The organism is Hyphomicrobium sp. 01T421 (assembly GCF_056398805.1).
Map to the genome: position 1 here is coordinate 104,745 of NZ_JBFTQC010000004.1, position 18,147 is coordinate 122,891.

15 protein-coding genes are annotated in these 18,147 nt (G+C 61.1%); 10 read left to right on the forward strand and 5 right to left on the reverse strand.

Features of this window, described 5'->3' with window-relative positions; genetic code table 11:
• Positions 1 to 595: 595 nt before the first annotated feature.
• Together dksA and AC1DK3_RS19260 are read left to right on the forward strand one after the other, a co-directional pair.
• Positions 596 to 1,033 (forward strand): RNA polymerase-binding protein DksA, encoded by a 438-nt coding sequence (gene dksA / locus AC1DK3_RS19255; RefSeq protein ID WP_339086892.1) that lies wholly within the window; start codon positions 596 to 598, stop codon positions 1,031 to 1,033.
• A 113-nt stretch (positions 1,034 to 1,146) separates the two neighbouring features.
• Positions 1,147 to 1,422 (forward strand): hypothetical protein, encoded by a 276-nt coding sequence (locus tag AC1DK3_RS19260; RefSeq protein WP_477193857.1) that lies wholly within the window; start codon positions 1,147 to 1,149, stop codon positions 1,420 to 1,422.
• Positions 1,423 to 1,428: 6 nt separating this feature from the next.
• On the opposite strand, the gene AC1DK3_RS19265 is transcribed toward AC1DK3_RS19260, so the two are convergent.
• Complete coding sequence (locus AC1DK3_RS19265) at positions 1,429 to 1,818, reverse strand: flagellar biosynthetic protein FliO (protein ID WP_477193858.1); 390 nt, start codon at positions 1,816 to 1,818, stop codon at positions 1,429 to 1,431.
• Between the two features lie 166 nt (positions 1,819 to 1,984).
• Here AC1DK3_RS19265 and AC1DK3_RS19270 point away from each other — a divergent pair, with 166 nt between their 5' ends.
• On the forward strand, positions 1,985 to 4,597 hold the full coding sequence (locus AC1DK3_RS19270; RefSeq protein ID WP_477193859.1) for an ATP-binding protein: 2,613 nt from the start codon (positions 1,985 to 1,987) through the stop codon (positions 4,595 to 4,597).
• A 135-nt stretch (positions 4,598 to 4,732) separates the two neighbouring features.
• On the opposite strand, the gene fae is transcribed toward AC1DK3_RS19270, so the two are convergent.
• Together fae and AC1DK3_RS19280 are read right to left on the reverse strand one after the other, a co-directional pair.
• Positions 4,733 to 5,305: a formaldehyde-activating enzyme gene (gene fae, locus AC1DK3_RS19275; RefSeq protein ID WP_339083336.1), complete on the reverse strand. Its 573-nt coding sequence runs from the start codon at positions 5,303 to 5,305 to the stop codon at positions 4,733 to 4,735.
• Positions 5,306 to 5,446: 141 nt separating this feature from the next.
• Positions 5,447 to 5,962 carry a hypothetical protein gene (locus AC1DK3_RS19280; RefSeq protein WP_477193860.1) on the reverse strand — a complete coding sequence of 172 codons (516 nt, stop codon included), beginning with the start codon at positions 5,960 to 5,962 and terminating at the stop codon, positions 5,447 to 5,449.
• A gap of 214 nt (positions 5,963 to 6,176) precedes the next feature.
• On the opposite strand from AC1DK3_RS19280, the gene recA reads away from it, so the two are divergent.
• From recA to AC1DK3_RS19295, 3 genes are all read left to right on the forward strand, one after another.
• Positions 6,177 to 7,313 carry a recombinase RecA gene (gene recA, locus AC1DK3_RS19285; protein ID WP_477193861.1) on the forward strand — a complete coding sequence of 379 codons (1,137 nt, stop codon included), beginning with the start codon at positions 6,177 to 6,179 and terminating at the stop codon, positions 7,311 to 7,313.
• A gap of 283 nt (positions 7,314 to 7,596) precedes the next feature.
• Complete coding sequence (gene alaS / locus AC1DK3_RS19290; RefSeq protein WP_477193862.1) at positions 7,597 to 10,296, forward strand: alanine--tRNA ligase; 2,700 nt, start codon at positions 7,597 to 7,599, stop codon at positions 10,294 to 10,296.
• A gap of 134 nt (positions 10,297 to 10,430) precedes the next feature.
• Positions 10,431 to 10,904 (forward strand): hypothetical protein, encoded by a 474-nt coding sequence (locus AC1DK3_RS19295; protein WP_477193863.1) that lies wholly within the window; start codon positions 10,431 to 10,433, stop codon positions 10,902 to 10,904.
• Between the two features lie 134 nt (positions 10,905 to 11,038).
• On the opposite strand, the gene AC1DK3_RS19300 is transcribed toward AC1DK3_RS19295, so the two are convergent.
• A complete protein-coding gene (locus tag AC1DK3_RS19300) occupies positions 11,039 to 11,401 on the reverse strand; it encodes a YybH family protein (protein ID WP_477193864.1) in 363 nt (120 codons plus the stop codon).
• Positions 11,402 to 11,675: 274 nt separating this feature from the next.
• Entirely contained in the window at positions 11,676 to 12,896 is a 1,221-nt protein-coding gene (locus AC1DK3_RS19305) for an NADP-dependent isocitrate dehydrogenase (protein WP_477193865.1), read from the reverse strand.
• 204 nt (positions 12,897 to 13,100) lie between these two features.
• Here AC1DK3_RS19305 and AC1DK3_RS19310 point away from each other — a divergent pair, with 204 nt between their 5' ends.
• The 4 genes from AC1DK3_RS19310 (at position 13,101) to AC1DK3_RS19325 (ending at position 17,957) form a co-directional block, all read left to right on the forward strand.
• Entirely contained in the window at positions 13,101 to 14,381 is a 1,281-nt protein-coding gene (locus AC1DK3_RS19310) for an RNA methyltransferase (protein WP_477193866.1), read from the forward strand.
• Positions 14,382 to 14,525: 144 nt separating this feature from the next.
• Positions 14,526 to 15,164, forward strand: coding sequence for a hypothetical protein (locus AC1DK3_RS19315; RefSeq protein ID WP_477193867.1), 639 nt, complete (start codon positions 14,526 to 14,528; stop codon positions 15,162 to 15,164).
• A gap of 210 nt (positions 15,165 to 15,374) precedes the next feature.
• Entirely contained in the window at positions 15,375 to 15,992 is a 618-nt protein-coding gene (gene rpsD / locus AC1DK3_RS19320) for a 30S ribosomal protein S4 (protein ID WP_477193868.1), read from the forward strand.
• 264 nt (positions 15,993 to 16,256) lie between these two features.
• Complete coding sequence (locus tag AC1DK3_RS19325; RefSeq protein WP_477193869.1) at positions 16,257 to 17,957, forward strand: MFS transporter; 1,701 nt, start codon at positions 16,257 to 16,259, stop codon at positions 17,955 to 17,957.
• Positions 17,958 to 18,147 lie beyond the last annotated feature (190 nt).

Sequence of the window (18,147 nt, forward strand, 5' to 3'; positions counted from 1 at the left end):
CCTGAGGAGCGTGGAGCAAGGTGACTGAAGCGCACTCCTCGGCAAGGATCTGTTAAAGGCTGATAGCTGAGGAATTCGCCATCTCAGTATAAGTGCCTGTAATCATTGAAGCAAAGCTATATCTATCAAATTTAGTATGGCTTCGTAGCGAGCTTGACTCGGGGGGCCTCACCCATAGATAAGGGTCGGCCGAAAGAGGCCGAGTCAGGGTCGACTTTTTTCTGCGGAGGACTATCGGCTCGAGCGAACGCAGCCTCTGGAGAGGCGGACGATGAGCAAGGCAACCGGAACGAAGACGGCGAAGCCTAAGACGGTCGCCAAGAAGCCTGTCGCGAAAGCCGGGCCGCCGGTGAAGAATGACAAAATTTTAGCGAGCGCTGCAAAGGCGGCTCAGGCTAAAAAGCCCGATACGTCAAAAGCCAAGGCGGCAAAGACCGCTGCGAAAGTGACACAGACCAGGGCTCCGACGGGGAACATCGCTCCACCCGTTAGCAAGCCGGCGCCTCAGAAGCCGAGCCAGGCGATTGCGCCGGCACGAACATTGGCTGCCGCAAAGCCGGCAGCGCCGAAAAAGTCAGAGGGTACAAGCACCAAGATGGCTGCACGCGTAAAGATTGCAGATATCGTTCTCCCGCCGGGCTACAAGCCTTCGGAGAATGAGCCTTTCATGAATGACATGCACAAGGCTTATTTCCGCAAGCGCCTGCTCGACTGGAAGGATGAGATTCTTCGTCAGACACGAGAAACGCTGGCGATCTTGCACGAAGATTCAACGCAGCACGCGGATCTTGCGGATCGCGCTACGTCGGAAACGGATCGGGCCACGGAACTCAGAACGCGCGATCGTCAGCGCAAGCTCATTTCCAAGATCGAAGCGGCGCTGGGCCGAATCGAGGACGGCTCGTATGGCTATTGCGAGGATACCGGCGAACCGATCGGCCTGAAGCGCCTCGACGCGCGGCCCATCGCAACGCTTTCGGTCGAAGCGCAGGAGCGCCACGAGCGGCGCGAGAAGGTCTATCGCGAGGAATAGGCTCGCAGCCACCGGCTGAGCCGTTTCGAAAACGAACGGTCCTTCACGGCTCGTTAAAGGTTTCGGCTCACATTCAACCTCGTGCCGTGCAGGCGTCAGGATGAGGTTGCGTCGTGAGCGCTCGTATTACTTTCTTGTTGTCCGCCGTTATTGCGGCCGCGACAGGCGGCCTACCGCAATTCAATCCTGTCGAGGCCGAGCCATTGAAAGCCGCCGTTGCGGCTCATCCGCTGCGGGAAGCCAATCCGGCCGGCTGGAAATTATCGCCAGCAAGTCTCGTTACTAACGGTTCCAAGGGGGTTGGCGGCCCCGTCGCAAGTGAAACGCGGCGGCTTGACCTCAGCAAGCTCACGATGGCCGATTTCGGCGACGTCGACCAATCGCGCTAATTGAAATTAAAGTTTGGGCGGCGGGGACAAGTGTTCCGCCGGTTCAGGGCTGCGGCTGAAAATCGGGGTTCGGCGCACGGGCGCCGCCACGGCTTCGTTCGGCGTTGCGGTCGCTGCGCGCCCACCAGAGGAATTGATTCCCGTCTCTATGACGACATCGACGGGGCCACCAATCATTATCAAATGCTCGACGTCGTCCCGCCGGATAAGGACGAGCTTGCGGCGGCTATCAACGCTGGCCTGATCTACAACATCGAGGCGGCGGTCGCCTTTCGGCCGAAACAAAAGGGCCGACGGCGCAGTTCCTGTAAGATAGGCGCGGACGAACACGGCCACCCCCGCGCAGAGAACAGCGACAACGGCCAGCAAGAACGTCCAAAAAATATAGGTTTCCATTGATTGCCTCGCCGCCGGATTGCCGGTTGTGCCGATATCTTTCGAACTTCAAGGCTTCGATAGCCCCGAGTTGACTGCATGTTAACTCTCTTAAGCGAAGTCTTATGCAAGCGAAAATCGCCGCACCGTTGCGGTACAGTTGCAGTTGCGTTTGAGTTCCATGTCCATGCCCCAGTCCGACGTCTCGATTTTCGAGAATCAGCTAGATTCTCTGTCCATGAAGGATCGCGAGGCGTTGAGGACGGATGCCGCCCCGATCGATCCGCTGAACTCAGCGGAAGGGTTCGGCGGTTTCCTCCCTATTATCATTGTCGCCGCCGCCGGTGGCTCACTTTTGTTCGGGCTGCTGGCCAGCGGCTCGGGCGAGCCGTTGCTTTTGACCATCATCGCGCTTTTGGCGATGTTCGGCATTTTCATGCTTTTCGGGATCGTGGCCGGGCATATCAGGCTCGGCGCACGGTCGACGCCCGCGGACTTCCTAAAAGCCGCAATCGACGCTCACGACGAGCCGCAAATCATCGCCAATTCCGACGGCACGGTTCTTTACGCGAATGCTGCCGTCGAGCGCATTCTCGGACGACATGAGGCGGGGCCTTTTTCAGCGCTCGAGACTTTGCTCACGGGCGATGCGGAAGGAACGCAGGCATACTTCCAGCTGACGCGGGCAGCGGAGCGGGGCGAGGCGCGGCGCGAAGATGTTCGACTGCGGCCGAGCGTTGCGGGCCGCCCGTCATGGGTTCGCATCATCGTGCGCCCGTTTGCGCCGTCCGATGAATCAACCTCCGATCTTTCGCCGCGTCAGCGACTCGTGTCGTGGCAGATCATCGATGTTTCGAGCGAAAAGAGCCGCGAAGCTCAGCGCATCGAGAAACTCGAGGCTTCTCTCGCGGCGTTTGACGCGATGCCGGCCGGTTTCATGTGGGTGTCGTCCGTCGGTGGCGCGATCCTTCATGTCAACGCCGCGTTCGAACAATGGCTCGGCTATCCGGCGGGCGCGTTGCGCGTGCGCAATCTCGGCCTCGCGGAACTCGCGGGCACGGAGGGTCTCCGTCTTCTCAAGCTGATGGCGACCATTCCGGAAGCCGACCAGCGCGTCATCGATCTCGATTTGACGCGGCAGGACGGCCGCATCGTCGCGCTCACGTTGCTCGTCGAGCCCGTCGGCGATCAGTCCGAACTCGGTTTCACGATCACGGCGATCAACCGGCAGACGGCTGGCCTCGTCGATCGCGGGCAGCAGGATGTGCGCGCATCGCAATTCTTCCAATCGGCGCCGTTCGGTATTGCGGCGCTCGATGCCGAAGGCCGGATCGCCAATTGCAACACCGCCTTCATGCGGATGGTTCTCGACGGTAAGCCGGCGCAGGACGTGCTGGCGGCGGAAGCGCTGTGCCGTACTGCGGACCCCGAAGAGCGTCTTCGCATCGAAGCGGGACTTGGCGAAGCTCTCACTGGCCGCGGCAACATTCAGCCAATCGAAATCACGGCCGGCGCGCAACGCGAATTCACGCGCCGCATTTACATGTCGCCGCTCGCCGCCGTGCAAGGCGGAGCAGCAGCCGCTCTCTATGTGATGGACGCGACGGAGCAGAAGGTGCTCGAAGGCCGCGTCGCGCAGGCTCAGAAGATGGAAGCGGTCGGCAACCTCGCCGGCGGCATCGCGCACGACTTCAACAACGTGCTGACGGCGATCATCGGCTTCTCAGATCTTCTGCTGCAAACGCACCGGCCGAGCGATGCGGCTTACCGGGACATCAAGAACATCCAGTCGGCGGCGAACCGCGCGGCGAGCCTCGTCGCGGGCCTTCTCGGCTTCTCGCGCAAGCAGACGCAGCAGGTGACGGTCGTCGACGTCGGCGACGTGACGTCAGAGATGATGCCTGTCCTAAAAACGCAGGTCGGCGAGAAAATCGATCTGAAGATGCAGGCCGAGCGCGATCTTTGGTACGTGAAGGCCGACAGCAATCAGCTCTATCAAGTCGTCTTGAACCTCGTCCGCAATGCGCGTGATGCCATGCCGAACGGCGGCAAGCTGACGATCAAGACACGCAACGTGCCTGAGCGCGAAAGCCAGAAGATGAGCGGCGTTCCGGGCTTTACTCCCGGCGAGTACGTCGTGATCGAAGTCGCGGACACCGGCACCGGCATGGCGCCGGAGGTCATGGAGAAAATCTTCGAGCCGTTCTTCACCACGAAGGGCGTCGGCAAGGGCACGGGCCTCGGCCTCGCGTCGGTCTACGGCATCGTCAAGCAGTCGGGCGGTTTCATTCAGCCCGAGAGCGAGATCGGCAAGGGCACGACGTTCAAGGTGTTCCTGCCTCGTTACTTCGTCGAAGACGGCGAGGACGTCGAAACGGTGCTTCCTCAAACGATCGCCGCCGCCAAGAAGCAGCTTACGGCGACCGATCTCACGGGCACGGGCCGCGTGCTTCTCGTCGAGGACGAACCGGATGTCCGGCACTTCGCAACGCGGGCGCTACGGCGGCAGGGGTATCATGTGATCGAAGCCGCCGACGGCTTGGAGGCCCTCGAGTTGATGGCCGCCAACGAAGGCGAGATCGACATCGTCGTTTCCGACGTCGTGATGCCGGAGATGGACGGTCCGGCGCTCTTCAAGGAACTCAGGAAGCGCAATCCGTCGATCAAGGTGATCTTCGTCTCGGGTTATCCGAATGAAGCTTTCCGCGAGACGATGGGCTCGGACGATTTCGCGTTCCTGCCGAAACCGTTCTCGCTGCCGCAGCTTGCGGCCAAGGTGARGGACGAGCTGGCGAAGTAATTGCTCTTTAAGTTGCGCCCGGCGACTCCCCTGTGGGGAGCCGGCCGCCGGGCGCGAAGTGTGGCGCGAAGCACCGAGCTTGCGATATGACCCCCACCCCTGACCCCTCCCCGCAAGGGGGAGGGGGATAGACGCTTAGATCTCGCCCTTCAGACCGCGCTCGAAGTATTTGTGGATGATCTTGTCCTGGTTCTCGAGCAGCCAATCGATCGAAGGCTGGTAGTTCATCGCCTTATGGATGGCGAGCGAGGTCGCCTTGCGGTGAATGTCGAACAGAACTTTGTGGTCGAGTTTTTCGATCGTGGCGACCGACGGATGGAGCCAGACCGAAACGATGATGCCGAGGTCGTCGACCTTGTCTTTCGGCAGATCTCCGGAACGCACGGCATCGAGCACGCCCATCGCGGTGGCGTATTGGACGGTGCCCATCAGGATGCTCGTGTAACGCTCGTTGTCGACTGTCACTTTGCTGACGCAGATCGTCGGCGGGCGAACCATGACGTCGGTGTTGAGAAGCGACAGTACGCGGGTGTGGCCTTTGACCTGATCGCCGAGGAGGGTCGCAAACGCGGTGCCGAATGGCCCGTCCATCTCGCCGATCGCAACTTCGGGTTCAGCCGCCGTTCCCGGAGGGCCGCCTGCAACGAGGGCTTCGCCGACGCGAATGCCGAAACGCCCTGATGCGGGGCGGGAAGTAGGACTGCTCATTACGTGTTCACCTTGTGCTTCGGATTGTCGTTATGGCGCCGGTTTAGACGCGGATATCGAGATAACCCAGAGTGCAGGTGGACGCGCCATAAGTTCCAGTTATGGCGCGCCAAAGGTTGCGAGTTGATCCAGAACGCCCGTTTATTCGCAGGGCGTGTCGACGAGGCCGTCAGCGGCGGCCGAGTATCTGCGGCAGGTGTTCGCCGCGACGGGGGTCGCCTCTTCAGTTGTTGCGACGGTTGCCGTTTTCGTTGCCGGTTTCGAGGCGTCGTCTTGTGACGTCACGGCAGCTGTTTCCGGCAGACGGTCGCTTTTTTTCAGCACTGGCTTCAGCTCTGGCGTCGTCTCCGCGGCCGCCGTTTGCTTCGCCGCCTCGGCTGCCGCGAGCTTCTGGGCTTCTCTTTTCTCGAGGGCTATGAGGCGCGCCCGCTTTGCGGCGGCAGCTTGCCGGGCTTCGGCAATCCGGCGCTGTCTTGCCTCGGCTTCGTAGCGGCGACGGCGCTGCTGCTCCCAGGCATTCTGCTCGGCAGCGTGGGCTCCGGCGCGAAGGATGAACATCGCAAAATGGCCGCCGCCACCCATGCGCGCTTGGGCAGTCGACGCGAATACGCTAGCGGCCACGACAGCGGCGAGGAACGTGGCGGAAATCTTGTGCACGGGAGCCTCCTTGGCTTGAACATGCACAGGAGATTGCATCGTGGCGACAAGTGGCGCTGTTTCGCCGGTTACAGGTGTAGCGTTAATGGAACTCCAGGCTCCGCGTTCGCGGGGTGTGAGAACAAAACGAGATTGACAGATTCGGAACAAATCAAGTACACAGATCCTTAATTGATGGCGTGGGGCGCTTGCCATAGGGATTGAGGGTGACACGATGGAACGGCCGGACTGGACTGTGCTCGAAGGGGGCAAAATGGATAAGAAGCAGGCGCTAGAGAATGCACTCGCGCAGATTGACAAGGCCTTTGGCAAAGGGTCGATCATGCGTCTCGGCGCCAGTGAGAAGCTCGACATCGAGGCGATCTCCACGGGATCGCTCGGTCTTGATATTGCGCTCGGAATAGGCGGCCTTCCCAAGGGGCGGGTCGTTGAGATCTATGGGCCTGAATCGTCGGGCAAGACGACGCTGACGCTGCATGTGATCGCGGAGGCTCAGAAGAAGGGCGGAATTTGTGCGTTCGTGGACGCCGAGCATGCGCTCGATCCCACCTATGCGCGGAAGCTCGGCGTCAAGGTCGAGGACCTCTTGATTTCGCAGCCCGACACAGGCGAGCAGGCGCTGGAAATCGCCGATACGCTCGTGCGCTCGGGCGCGATCGACGTGTTGGTCGTGGACAGCGTCGCGGCGCTCACTCCGCAGGCCGAACTCGAGGGCGAGATGGGCGATATGCAGCCCGGAATGCAGGCGCGCCTCATGAGCAAGGCGTTGCGCAAGCTGACCGGCGCTATATCCAAGTCCGGCACCATGGTGATCTTCATCAACCAGATCCGTATGAAGATCGGCGTCATGTTCGGCAATCCGGAGACGACGACGGGCGGCAACGCGCTGAAGTTCTACGCGTCCGTTCGCCTCGATATTCGCCGCATCGGGCAGATCAAGGAACGCGAGGAGTCGGTCGGCAACCAGACGCGCGTCAAGGTCGTCAAGAACAAGGTGGCTCCGCCCTTCAAGCAGGTCGAGTTCGACATCATGTATGGCGAAGGCATCTCGAAGGTCGGCGAGCTGATCGATCTCGGCGTCAAGGCTGGGCTCGTCGAGAAGTCGGGCGCGTGGCTTTCCTATAATGGCGACCGTATCGGCCAGGGCCGCGAGAACGCCAAGACCTATCTCAAGGAAAATCCGAAGGCGGCGGCCGAGTTGGAGCGGGCTATCCGTGCCAATGCCGGGCTCATCGTCGAGAAGATGCTTGCCGATCCGGGTGTTGGTGAGGACGACGGGGAAGAGCCGGACGAGGACGGCGTTCTCCCTGATGAGGAGTCTGGCAAGAAGGTCGCCAAGGCGAAGCGCTAAGGAGGCCACGATCGGCTGCTTCCGGCCGAGGTTACTGTGCGCTGCTGTCGCCCACCGGCGAACCGATCCTCGGATCAGCCCGAGGATCGGATACCCGACGGGTCTGGCAGGCGGGTTTTGACGGGCGCTGGGCGTTCTGAAAATGCCGCGCCTCGCGTCATTCAGTCCGCTATCGCCTTTTCTGGACACGTTCAGAGGCCGCCGCTACAACGGCGGCCTTAAACCGTTCCGAGGCGCGTTCTCGGAGCAAATTCACTCTCAATATCAGGCTCGAAAGCACCATATGGCCGGCGTCAGCGAAATCCGCGCTTCGTTTCTCGATTTCTTTGGAAAGAACGGGCACGAGATTGTGCCGTCATCGCCGCTCGTGCCGCGTAACGATCCGACGCTCATGTTCACGAACGCCGGGATGGTGCAGTTCAAGAACGTCTTCACCGGTCAGGAGACGCGCGCCATTCCTCGCGCCACGTCATCGCAGAAATGCGTGCGCGCGGGCGGCAAGCACAACGACCTCGACAACGTCGGCTATACGGCGCGCCATCACACGTTCTTCGAGATGCTCGGCAACTTCTCGTTCGGCGACTACTTCAAAGAACGCGCGATCGAACTTGCCTGGAATTTGCTGACGAAGGACTTCGGCCTCGACAAGACGCGGCTGCTCGTCACGATCTATCACACGGACGACGAGGCTTACGCGATCTGGAAGAAGATCTCGGGCTTCTCCGACAGCCGGATCATTCGCATCCCGACGAGCGACAACTTCTGGCAGATGGGCGACACGGGACCGTGCGGGCCCTGCTCGGAAATTTTCTTCGATCATGGCGATAAGATCCCTGGCGGTCCTCCGGGCTCAGCCGATCAGGATGGCGATCGCTTCATCGAGATCTGGAACCTCGTATTCATGCAGTTTGAGCAACGCGGTCCGGGAGACCGCGTGGCACTGCCGAGGCCGTCGATCGACACGGGCATGGGGCTCGAGCGCGTCGCCGCGGTGCTGCAAGGCAAGCACGACAACTACGAAATCGATCTCTTCCAGAATCTCATCCAGGCCATTCGGCAGGAAGCCGCCAAGGCCGGTGCGAAAGAGAGCGGCGGCGAGGCCGGTCCCGAATTCCGGCATGTCGCGCAACGCGTCATCGCCGATCATCTTCGCTCGACGAGCTTCCTGATTGCGGACGGCGTGCTGCCGTCGAACGAGGGTCGCGGCTACGTGCTTCGCCGCATCATGCGCCGCGCCATGCGCTACGCCGCTCAGATCGGTTGCACCGAGCCGCTGATGTATCATCTCGTCCCCGCGCTCGTTCGCGAGATGGGGGATGCCTATCCGGAACTCGTCAGGGCGCAGCCGCTCATTGCCGAGACGCTGAAGCTCGAAGAGACGAAGTTCCGGCGCACGCTGGACAATGGGCTCAAGCTTCTCGGCGAAAGCTCAGGCAACCTGAAGAAGGGTGCGGTGTTTCCCGGCGACGTCGCGTTCAAGCTCTACGATACCTTCGGCTTTCCGCTCGATCTGACCGAAGACGCGCTGAGGCCGCGCGGCATCACTGTCGATACGGCTGCGTTCGGCGAAGCGATGAAGAAGCAAAAGGATGCCGCGCGCGCCGCCTGGAAGGGTTCGGGCGAGGCTGCGACCGAAGGCCAATGGTTCGAGATCAAGGACAAGACCGGCGCCACGGAATTCCTCGGTTACGATACAGAGACGGCTGAAGGCATCATCACCGCGCTCGTTTCGGGCGGTTCCGAGGCGACGGAACTGAAAGCTGGCGAAGAAGGCGCGCTGATCTTCAACCAGACGCCATTCTACGGCGAAAGCGGCGGGCAGCTCGGCGATCAGGGGCTCGTGAAAGGCCCCAAGGGCGCGATCTTCCGCGTGACGGATACGCAGAAGAAGCTCGGCGATTTGTTCGTGCATTTCGGCAAGGTCGAGAAGGGGAGCTTCAAGGCGGGCGACGCCGTGGAGCTCGAGGTCGATCACACGCGGCGGTCGGCGACGCGGGCCAACCATTCGGCGACGCATCTTCTGCATGAAGCTTTGCGGCAGGTGCTCGGCACGCACGTTGCGCAGAAGGGCTCGCTCGTTTCGCCCGATCGTTTGCGCTTTGACTTCTCGCACACGAAGCCGATGTCGGCCGAAGAAGTGAAGACAGTCGAGGATATCGCGAACGCCGTGCTGCTCGAGAACACGCCGGTCGTCACGCGACTGATGAACATCGACGATGCGCGCGCGACGGGCGCGATGGCGCTCTTTGGTGAAAAGTACGGCGAGGAAGTTCGCGTCGTGTCGATGGGATCGACGCGCCCCGGCGCCAACAAGGCGTGGTCGGTCGAGCTTTGCGGCGGCACGCACGTGTCACGCACGGGTGACATCGGTCTCATTCGCGTCGTCGCCGAGAGCGGAAGTGCGGCCGGCGTCCGCCGCCTCGAGGCGCTGACGGGCGAAGGCGCGCGGGCCTATCTCGACGAGCAGGATGCGCGCGTGAAGGAAGCGGCGAGCGTTCTCAAGACGCGGCCCGAGGATCTGGTCGAGCGGCTGAAGCATCTCGTCGAGGAGCGTAAGACGCTCGAGAAGCAGCTGGCGGATGCGAAGCGGCAGATCGCACTCGGTGGTGGCGGCGCCGGTGCGGGCGCGGCAGCCAACGGCGAAGCCATTCGCAGTATCGGCAACGTGAAGCTGCTGGCGCGAACCGTTCAGGGCCTCAACCCCAAGGATTTGCGCGGCCTCATCGATGACGGCAAGAAGCAGGTCGGCTCGGGCATCGTTGCCGTTGTCGGCGTGACGGAAGACGGCAAAGCGGGTCTCGCGGTCGGCGTCACCGACGATCTCGTCAAGACATGGAGCGCGGTCGATCTCGTCAAAGCGGGCGCCGAAGCGCTCGGCGGCAAGGGCGGCGGCGGACGGCCCGACATGGCGCAGGCCGGTGGTCCGGATGGCGCGAAAGCGGGCGACGCGCTGAAAGCGATCGAGGCGCGGCTCGCGAGCTGATCCTAACGGATCATCGGCGGGAACATTGCTGCACTGCGAAGCGGCGGAGCCTTACCTTTCGGGCATTTCACTAATGACCGACGGGAAAAATGCGCTATATAGCCGCCGCTTTCCAAACCCGAGGACCACTGCAGATGACACGCACGCGTTCGCTCAGTTTCGCCGCCTTTTTGCTTGTCACGACATCAGCATGGGCTGACGACGCCATCGTCAAGCTGCCGGCGACACCGGCGCCTTCAGCCGGTCCGACGATGTCGGCTGCGACAGAGTTTTGCGGCGACGCTTCCGGTAAGGCGGAAGAATTGATCGCGCGCTATTCGACGAAGTCCGGTTTGAAGCAGGTTTATACGAGCGATCTGTATACGGCCTTCAGCGACGATCCGAAGAACGCGACCGTGATGTACACGTTCACGACCAAGCACAATCCGGCTCATCCCGCCGCTGTCTGCCGCAAGGTGGTGCATGAGGGGAACGCCCTCACGGTGCAGATGAAGGTCGTTTGCGACGGCAAGGACGAGGCATGCGCCAAGCTGCAGAACGACTTCAACGTGATGACGGCGAAGATGCAGGCCGAGGTCGATCAGCAGATCGCGGCGCAGAAGAAGTAAGTTTTTACCTGTGCCTGGCGACGCCGCTTCGCGGAGCCCGCGGCGGATGACAATTGAAAACGCGGCGCACTTTTATGCGCCGCGTTTTTTATTTCTGAGAAAAGTCTTGTGGCGCCGTTGGTGCCGAAGCTTCCTCAGTTCCAGGTGTGGAGGAGGATCTGCAAGTCGCCGCCGTTGCGTTTGACGACATTCACCCAGTTGCCGCCGTACTGCTTTGACGCTCCGTTCTCGCCCGGTCCGTTCAGCTGCCACTTGCCGCTGGCTATCAGCGTGTCGCCGTTTTCGATGACGTTATCGACGGCGATCTTGTGATCCGAGAAGCCGTTGGCTCGAAGATCCTTGAAGAAGTTGCCGATCGCTTCAGGGCCTTTGACCGGCGAGCCGCCAGCGGGAATGACCAAAGCATCGGACGCGTAAAAGCTGCCGAGGCTCACCGTGTCCCCTTGGTTGAATGTGTCGTCCCACTTGGCAGCTTTATTCGCTACTTCGCTTGTCATCGATTTCTCCTTGTCTTCACGTGTAAACTCAAAGAGCCCACTCTAGCGGGGCCTTCGTGCACTTGCCGGATGTAAAGGGGCTCCGATACGCTTCGGCGCGGATCTCCACGAATTGCCGCCGGTGGAATGGAAGGAATAACTCGCGCGGCGGCTATTTGTGCCGCGCGAGCCGTATGTGGCCGACGTGGCGGCGTGCCGGTCATAGAGACCGACGATGTGGTCGTCGCGGATGGCGCGGACGGCTCGCGCTCAAATTGCCGGTGAGGCTTTCTGCTTATGCGGTCTTCGCCATCGCGGCTTTGAGGTTGGCGTCGACCTTTTCGAGGAAGCCGGTCGTCGACAGCCACTTCTGATCGGGGCCGACGAGGAGCGCCAAGTCCTTCGTCATGTAGCCCGACTCAACGGTTGCGATGCAGACGCGCTCGAGCGTCTTGCAGAAGTTCAGTAGCTTTTCGTTGCCGTCGAGCTTGGCGCGGTGTCCGAGGCCGCGCGTCCAGGCGAAGATCGACGCGATCGAATTGGTCGACGTTTCCTTGCCCTTCTCATGCTCGCGGTAGTGGCGCGTGACCGTGCCGTGGGCTGCCTCCGCTTCGACGGTCTTGCCGTCCGGTGTCATCAGCACGCTCGTCATCAGGCCGAGCGAACCGAAGCCCTGCGCAACCGTATCGGACTGGACGTCGCCGTCGTAGTTCTTGCACGCCCAGACGTAACCGCCCGACCACTTGAGTGCGCTCGCCACCATGTCGTCGATGAGGCGATGCTCGTAGGTGAGCTTGCGCTTCGTGAATTCGGCTTTGAACTCCGCCTCGTAGATTTCCTGGAAGATGTCCTTGAAGCGGCCGTCGTAGGCTTTGAGGATCGTGTTCTTCGTCGAGAGGTAAACGGGATAGTTGCGTGACAGACCGTAATTGAGCGAAGCGCGCGCGAAGTCGCGGATCGATTCATCGAGATTGTACATCGCGAGCGCGACGCCCGCGTCCGGCGCCTTGAAGACTTCCTTCTCGATCACCGTTCCGTCTTCGCCGACGAACTTGATCGTCAGCACGCCCTTGCCGGGGAACTTGAAATCGGTCGCCTTATACTGGTCGCCAAACGCGTGGCGGCCGACGATGATCGGCTGGGTCCAGCCGGGGACGAGGCGCGGCACGTTCTTGCAGATGATCGGCTCGCGGAAGATGACGCCGCCCAAGATGTTGCGGATCGTGCCGTTGGGGCTCTTCCACATTTCCTTCAGGTTGAATTCTTTGACGCGCGCTTCGTCGGGCGTGATCGTCGCGCATTTGATGCCGACGCCATGCTTCTTGATGGCGTTGCCGGCGTCGATCGTCACCTGGTCGCTGGTCTTGTCGCGGTTTTCGACGCTCAGATCGTAGTATTCGAGATTAACGTCGAGGTAGGGATGTATCAGGCTGTCCTTGATCAGCTTCCAGATGATGCGGGTCATCTCGTCGCCGTCGAGTTCGACGACGGTGCCTTCAACCTTGATTTTTTGCATGGGATGTCTCGCGAAGAAGAATGGAAGCTGGAAATTAAGACCATAGCGACACGGTCGCGGCTCACGAAGTGAACCTTCGCCGCAGTCGTGCGGCAGATCTCGGACTGGTTCAAGTTCGAAGCGAAAAGAAGCGTGGATGTTGGGCACGATCCCGCCTAATTGTACGCCAACAACGGCAAGCACTTACGGCGCGCGGAGGCGTCATTGAACGTCGAAACCGAAACGATGAAGAACGAGGCCTCGCCCGAGATCCGCATCGGGGGCGGCGTACCTGTGATCGGTCCCCGGGACACTGCGGTCGCCGAGGTCGTGCACGCCTGTCATTCCGCGTCGATCGACCAGGGGCTCGCGGCGCTGGCCATCCCGGGTCTCGACCGCGAAACGCTCGAGCCTTTGCTGCAGTATTGCGCCGGACTGAGGTGCGTCGCGGACAACGTGTCGTGCCCGGGCTGCAAACGGCGCACCGAGGCCCAGGGGATCGAGACGCTCGACCAGTTCATCCTCAGCAAGAAGGAAGTGATCGTCGGGGATGGCCGCGTTCGCCTCAAGGGCGAGGGAACGGAGACGGTTGCGACGCCGTGCCTCGAAACGCTCTCCAAGCAGTGGTCGGGCGAAAATTACTGGTTCTGGGCGCGCCGTGTCATTCGCAAGCTGCGGCATGGGTTGCGGCGCGCGCACATGCGGGGCGAGCCCGTTGCAGCTGAAGGCGAGACGCCGTCCGTCATTCTGATGGAGCCACAACTCGCCGATAACATCGGCATGGTGGCCCGCGCCTGCGCGAACTTCGGGCTCGACGATCTGCGCCTCGTTAGCCCGCGTGACGGCTGGCCGAATGAAAAAGCGCGGATCGCGGCGTCGGGGGCGAACTACATCATCGACGATGCGCGAGCGTTCAGTACCCTGGAAGAGAGCATTGCCGATCTGAACTGGGTCGGGGCCACGACGGCGCGCCAGCGGGATCTTCGCAAACCCGTTCTGACGCCGGAGCAGGCCATCGTCGAAATGCGGAAGCGGATCGGCCGCGGCGAGCGGTGCGGGGTGCTGTTCGGGCGCGAGCGTAACGGTCTCGAGACGAACGAGGTCGCGGTGGCCGACGCGTTCATCATGATTCCAGTAAATTCTCGTTTCGCTTCTCTCAACCTGGCGCAGGCGGTGCTGCTGACGGGATACGAATGGATGCGCAGCGACGCCGGGCGAAGTCTTGGCCGGGTTACAACCTACGAGAAGCCTCTCAGCGAGGGGCTGTACCTCGGACGGGACCGGCCGGCCACCAAGGAAGAACTGTTTGGTTTATTTGAACATTTGGAGCGTGAGCTGGAGGCCAACGGGTTCTTCAATCCCGCCCATCGCAGATCTGCGGTGTCACAAAATCTGCGTACACTCTTGACGAGGCTCAATGCGACAGAGCAGGAAGTCCGCACCCTTCGTGGCATAGTTGCCACTCTTTCACAGGGCAAAGGAAGAGCCCGAAAAGGGGGAGAGTAGGTGCCTTCATATAGCCAAGTTTTGGGCCGAGCGATGCCAAGTCGATAGTCTACTGGCAATATGCAACGTGGCTACTGCAAGGGCCGCGCCTGGATTTCGCATTCACTAAAAAAGAAAATCGAAGAGGCGCTACTGGAGATGTGGATGAACACGAGGGCGGGGGCAGTGTTTGCGGGTGCGATGGCGTTGTCGCTTATGGGTACGGTGGTGCCCGCTGGCGCGCAGGAGCTCAGCGAGCATGCCGTGAGATCATTTATGGAGTATGCGTGGTCGCTTACGCCGCAGCAATTCTCCAAGCCTGACGGGTCGGTCATTGTGATCGACAAAACGAAGAAGGCTGAAGTCGAGGTTCCGCTCGACGTCGCGCGCGATGTGATCAAGGCCGGCCGGCTTTCGGCCCATGCCCAGATCTGCGATCTGCGTGACGATCAGGTGCTCAATCACCGCGCCATGATGCGCCGGGAAGAGGCCAAGAAGAAGTGGACCCAGCAAAACCTGGTCTACATCAGTCAGTTGCACCTGACGACGGTCATGCTTCTGACGGGCCGGATCAAGCTCGTCGAGAAGGAGGGCGACAAGGAAGTCGTCGTCGACGAGAAGAAATCGCCCGCTCAGACGTGCTCGGACGAGCAGCGCAAGAAGGTTAAGGAAATGATTGCGGCTTACGTCGCCGCCAGCCCGCCGCCTAATTTCGCTGCCGCGCCGCCTGCGGCCCCGGCTCCGGGCGCTCCTGTCGCAACCGGCTCGACTTCAGTCACGGAAACGACGATTGATAAGAAATAAGCGGCAGATAGGCCGTTGACGAGGCGGCCGGACGCCGGTAAAACCCTGTCTTCTTCGCGGGTCCTTTGGGGCCCGCGTTTGATTTGTGCGCACCCGTGGCGGGACTGTCGAAGGTCCATGCCTGTCGGCCCTCAAGTTGAGGGATGAGGAGGGGGCGCTCCAAAGTCACGGTTCAACCGAGCCGTGCCATAACTCATGGAGTGCTAGACGATGACTAAGCGCATTCGCGCCAAGCATAAGATCGACCGCCGTCTCGGCGAGAACATCTGGGGCCGTCCGAAGAGCCCGCTCAACCGCCGCGAGAGCCGTCCCGGCCAGCATGGTGAGCGTCGCGCGGGCAAGCTTTCCGATTTCGGTCAGCAGCTCAAGGCCAAGCAGAAGCTCAAAGGTTATTACGCATCGATTTCGGAGCGTCAGTTCCGTGCGGCTTACGATGAAGCTTCGCGCCTCAAGGGTTCGACGTCGGAGCACCTGATCGGTCTTCTCGAGCGCCGTCTCGACGCGCTCGTCTACCGCGCCAAGTTCGTGCCGACGGTGTTCGCCGCTCGCCAGTTCGTCAGCCATGGCCACGTTACCGTCAACGGAAAGCGTGTCACCGTTCCGAGCTATCGGCTCAAGATCGGCGACGTCGTCGAAGTTCGCGAGAAGGCGAAGCAGCTTGCTCTCGTTCTCGAAGCCATCAAGAGCGCGGAGCGCGATCTGCCGGATTACATCAACGTCGATCACAGCAAGATGACGGCATCGCTGACGCGCGTTCCGGCACTGAGCGACGTGCCGTATCCGGTCCAGATGGAACCGAACCTCGTCGTCGAATTCTATTCGCGATAGTCTTTGTTTTGGCGCGGGCGACTCCCCTCCGGGGAGCCGGCCGCCCGCGCCGGGCTCTCGGCCTTCGGCCGAAGTGTCGTCGGATTTTGAAAAGGCTGCCGTTGAGGCGGCCTTTTTTGTTTTTGCCCGCCCGTCCGCGCAATCGAAGCCGTCACCGTCAAAGCTCTCTTCGTCATTTCCTTATGAATAACGGTCACTCGCTCTCGCCGCGCGGTGTGCGTAGAGTTGCGTTCATAAGAACAATGCTCTGTCGGGGGAATACGCATGGCTGTCGCCGAAACGGGAACGGTTGCCGACCGGACGAAAGGAATCAGCGGCGAGGAGCGCCGCGTCATCGTCGCTTCTTCGCTCGGGACCGTCTTCGAGTGGTACGACTTCTATCTGTACGCCACGCTCGCGCCGTTCTTCGCCGCGCTGTTCTTCCCGCCAGGAAACGACACGGCGGCGCTGCTCTCAGCGTTTGCGACTTACGCCGCCGGATTTCTCGTGCGTCCGTTCGGCGCCATCATTTTCGGCCGCGTCGGCGATCTCGTCGGCCGCAAGTACACGTTTCTGGTCACGATCGTGGTGATGGGCTTGTCGACGTTTGCCGTCGGCCTGCTGCCGACGTTCTCGGACTCGACTATCTTGGGCTTCACCGTGCCGGGCATCGGTTGGGCGGCGCCCGTTCTGCTCGTGACGCTGCGACTGCTGCAGGGCCTCGCCCTTGGCGGCGAATACGGGGGCGCCGCGACCTACGTCGCCGAGCACGCGCGGCCGGGTGGACGCGGATACGCGACTTCCTGGATTCAGACGACGGCGACCGCCGGCTTCTTTCTCGCGCTTTTGGTCATCGGCCTCAGCCGATTTTACTTCTTCGATGCACAGACTTTCGCCGAGTGGGGGTGGCGCGTGGCGTTTCTCGTCTCGCTGATCCTGTTGGCGTTCTCGGTCTATATCCGGCTGAAGCTCAACGAAAGTCCGCTTTTCGCGAAGATGAAGTCCGAGGGCAAAGCGTCGAAGGCGCCGCTTACCGATAGCTTTCTCCGCTATCCCAACAATAAGTACGTGCTGCTGGCGTTGCTCGGGGCGACGGCGGGGCAGGGTGTGATCTGGTACACGGGTCAGTTCTATGCCCTGTTCTTCCTGACCATTACGACGAAGGTCGATCCGCTCTATGCCTATTCGCTTGTCGGCCTGTCGCTTATCATCGGGACGCCGTTCTTTGTTTTCTTCGGATGGCTGAGCGACAAGATCGGGCGCTTAAAGATCATCCTGGCCGGCTGCCTGATCGCAGCGCTGACGTACTTCCCGCTGTTTGCGACGCTTGCCAAGGCCGTCAACCCTGACCTTGTCGCCTTCCAGGAGAAGACGACCATAGGGCTGGCCGTCGATCCGGCGCAGTGCAACTTCCACATCTTCGTTGGGCCGTGGTCGAAGTTCACCGAATGCGACAAGGCGAAGGACCACATCATCAAGCAGGGGTTGTCCTTTAAGACGACGGCAGGGGCGCCCGGCTCTCCGGCCGTCCTTACGATCAACGGCCAAGAGGTGAAGCCCTTCACGGCGGATGCCTATAACGAGGCTCTCATTACGGCGGGCTATCCGAACCTCAAGAAGGAGGAGAAGGACGGCAAGACGGTCTACAAGCCGGTACCGGCCGATCCTGCCAAGATCGATTGGGGCACGGCCATCGGGATTCTCTCGCTGTTCCTGATCTACGTTGCGGCGGTGTACGGACCGATTGCGGCGTTCCTCGTCGAGTTGTTCCCGACCCAGATTCGCTACACGTCGATGTCGTTGCCTTATCATATCGGCAACGGCTGGTTCGGCGGCATGCTTCCGCTGCTTGCAACCGCCATCGTGGCATCGGCCGGGAATATCTACGCCGGTCTCTGGTATCCGATCATCGTCGCGCTCGCGACGTTCGTTATCGGTCTTCTCTTCCTCAGAGAGACCAAGGACCGCGATATCTCCGCGATCTGACGGCAAATCGCGGGCGTCGACGCCAGTTGCAAATGGAAAGGCCGCCTCGCTGGCGGCCTTTCTAGGTTTAAGCTTCCGTCATTCTCGAACGGAAGAGGATCGCGAAACCGTTCGGGAATCCAGCGTGAAAAGCGCTGAAGTCCCGACATGGCGTCTTCGACGACTCTTACGCTGGATCCCCGGCCGTCGA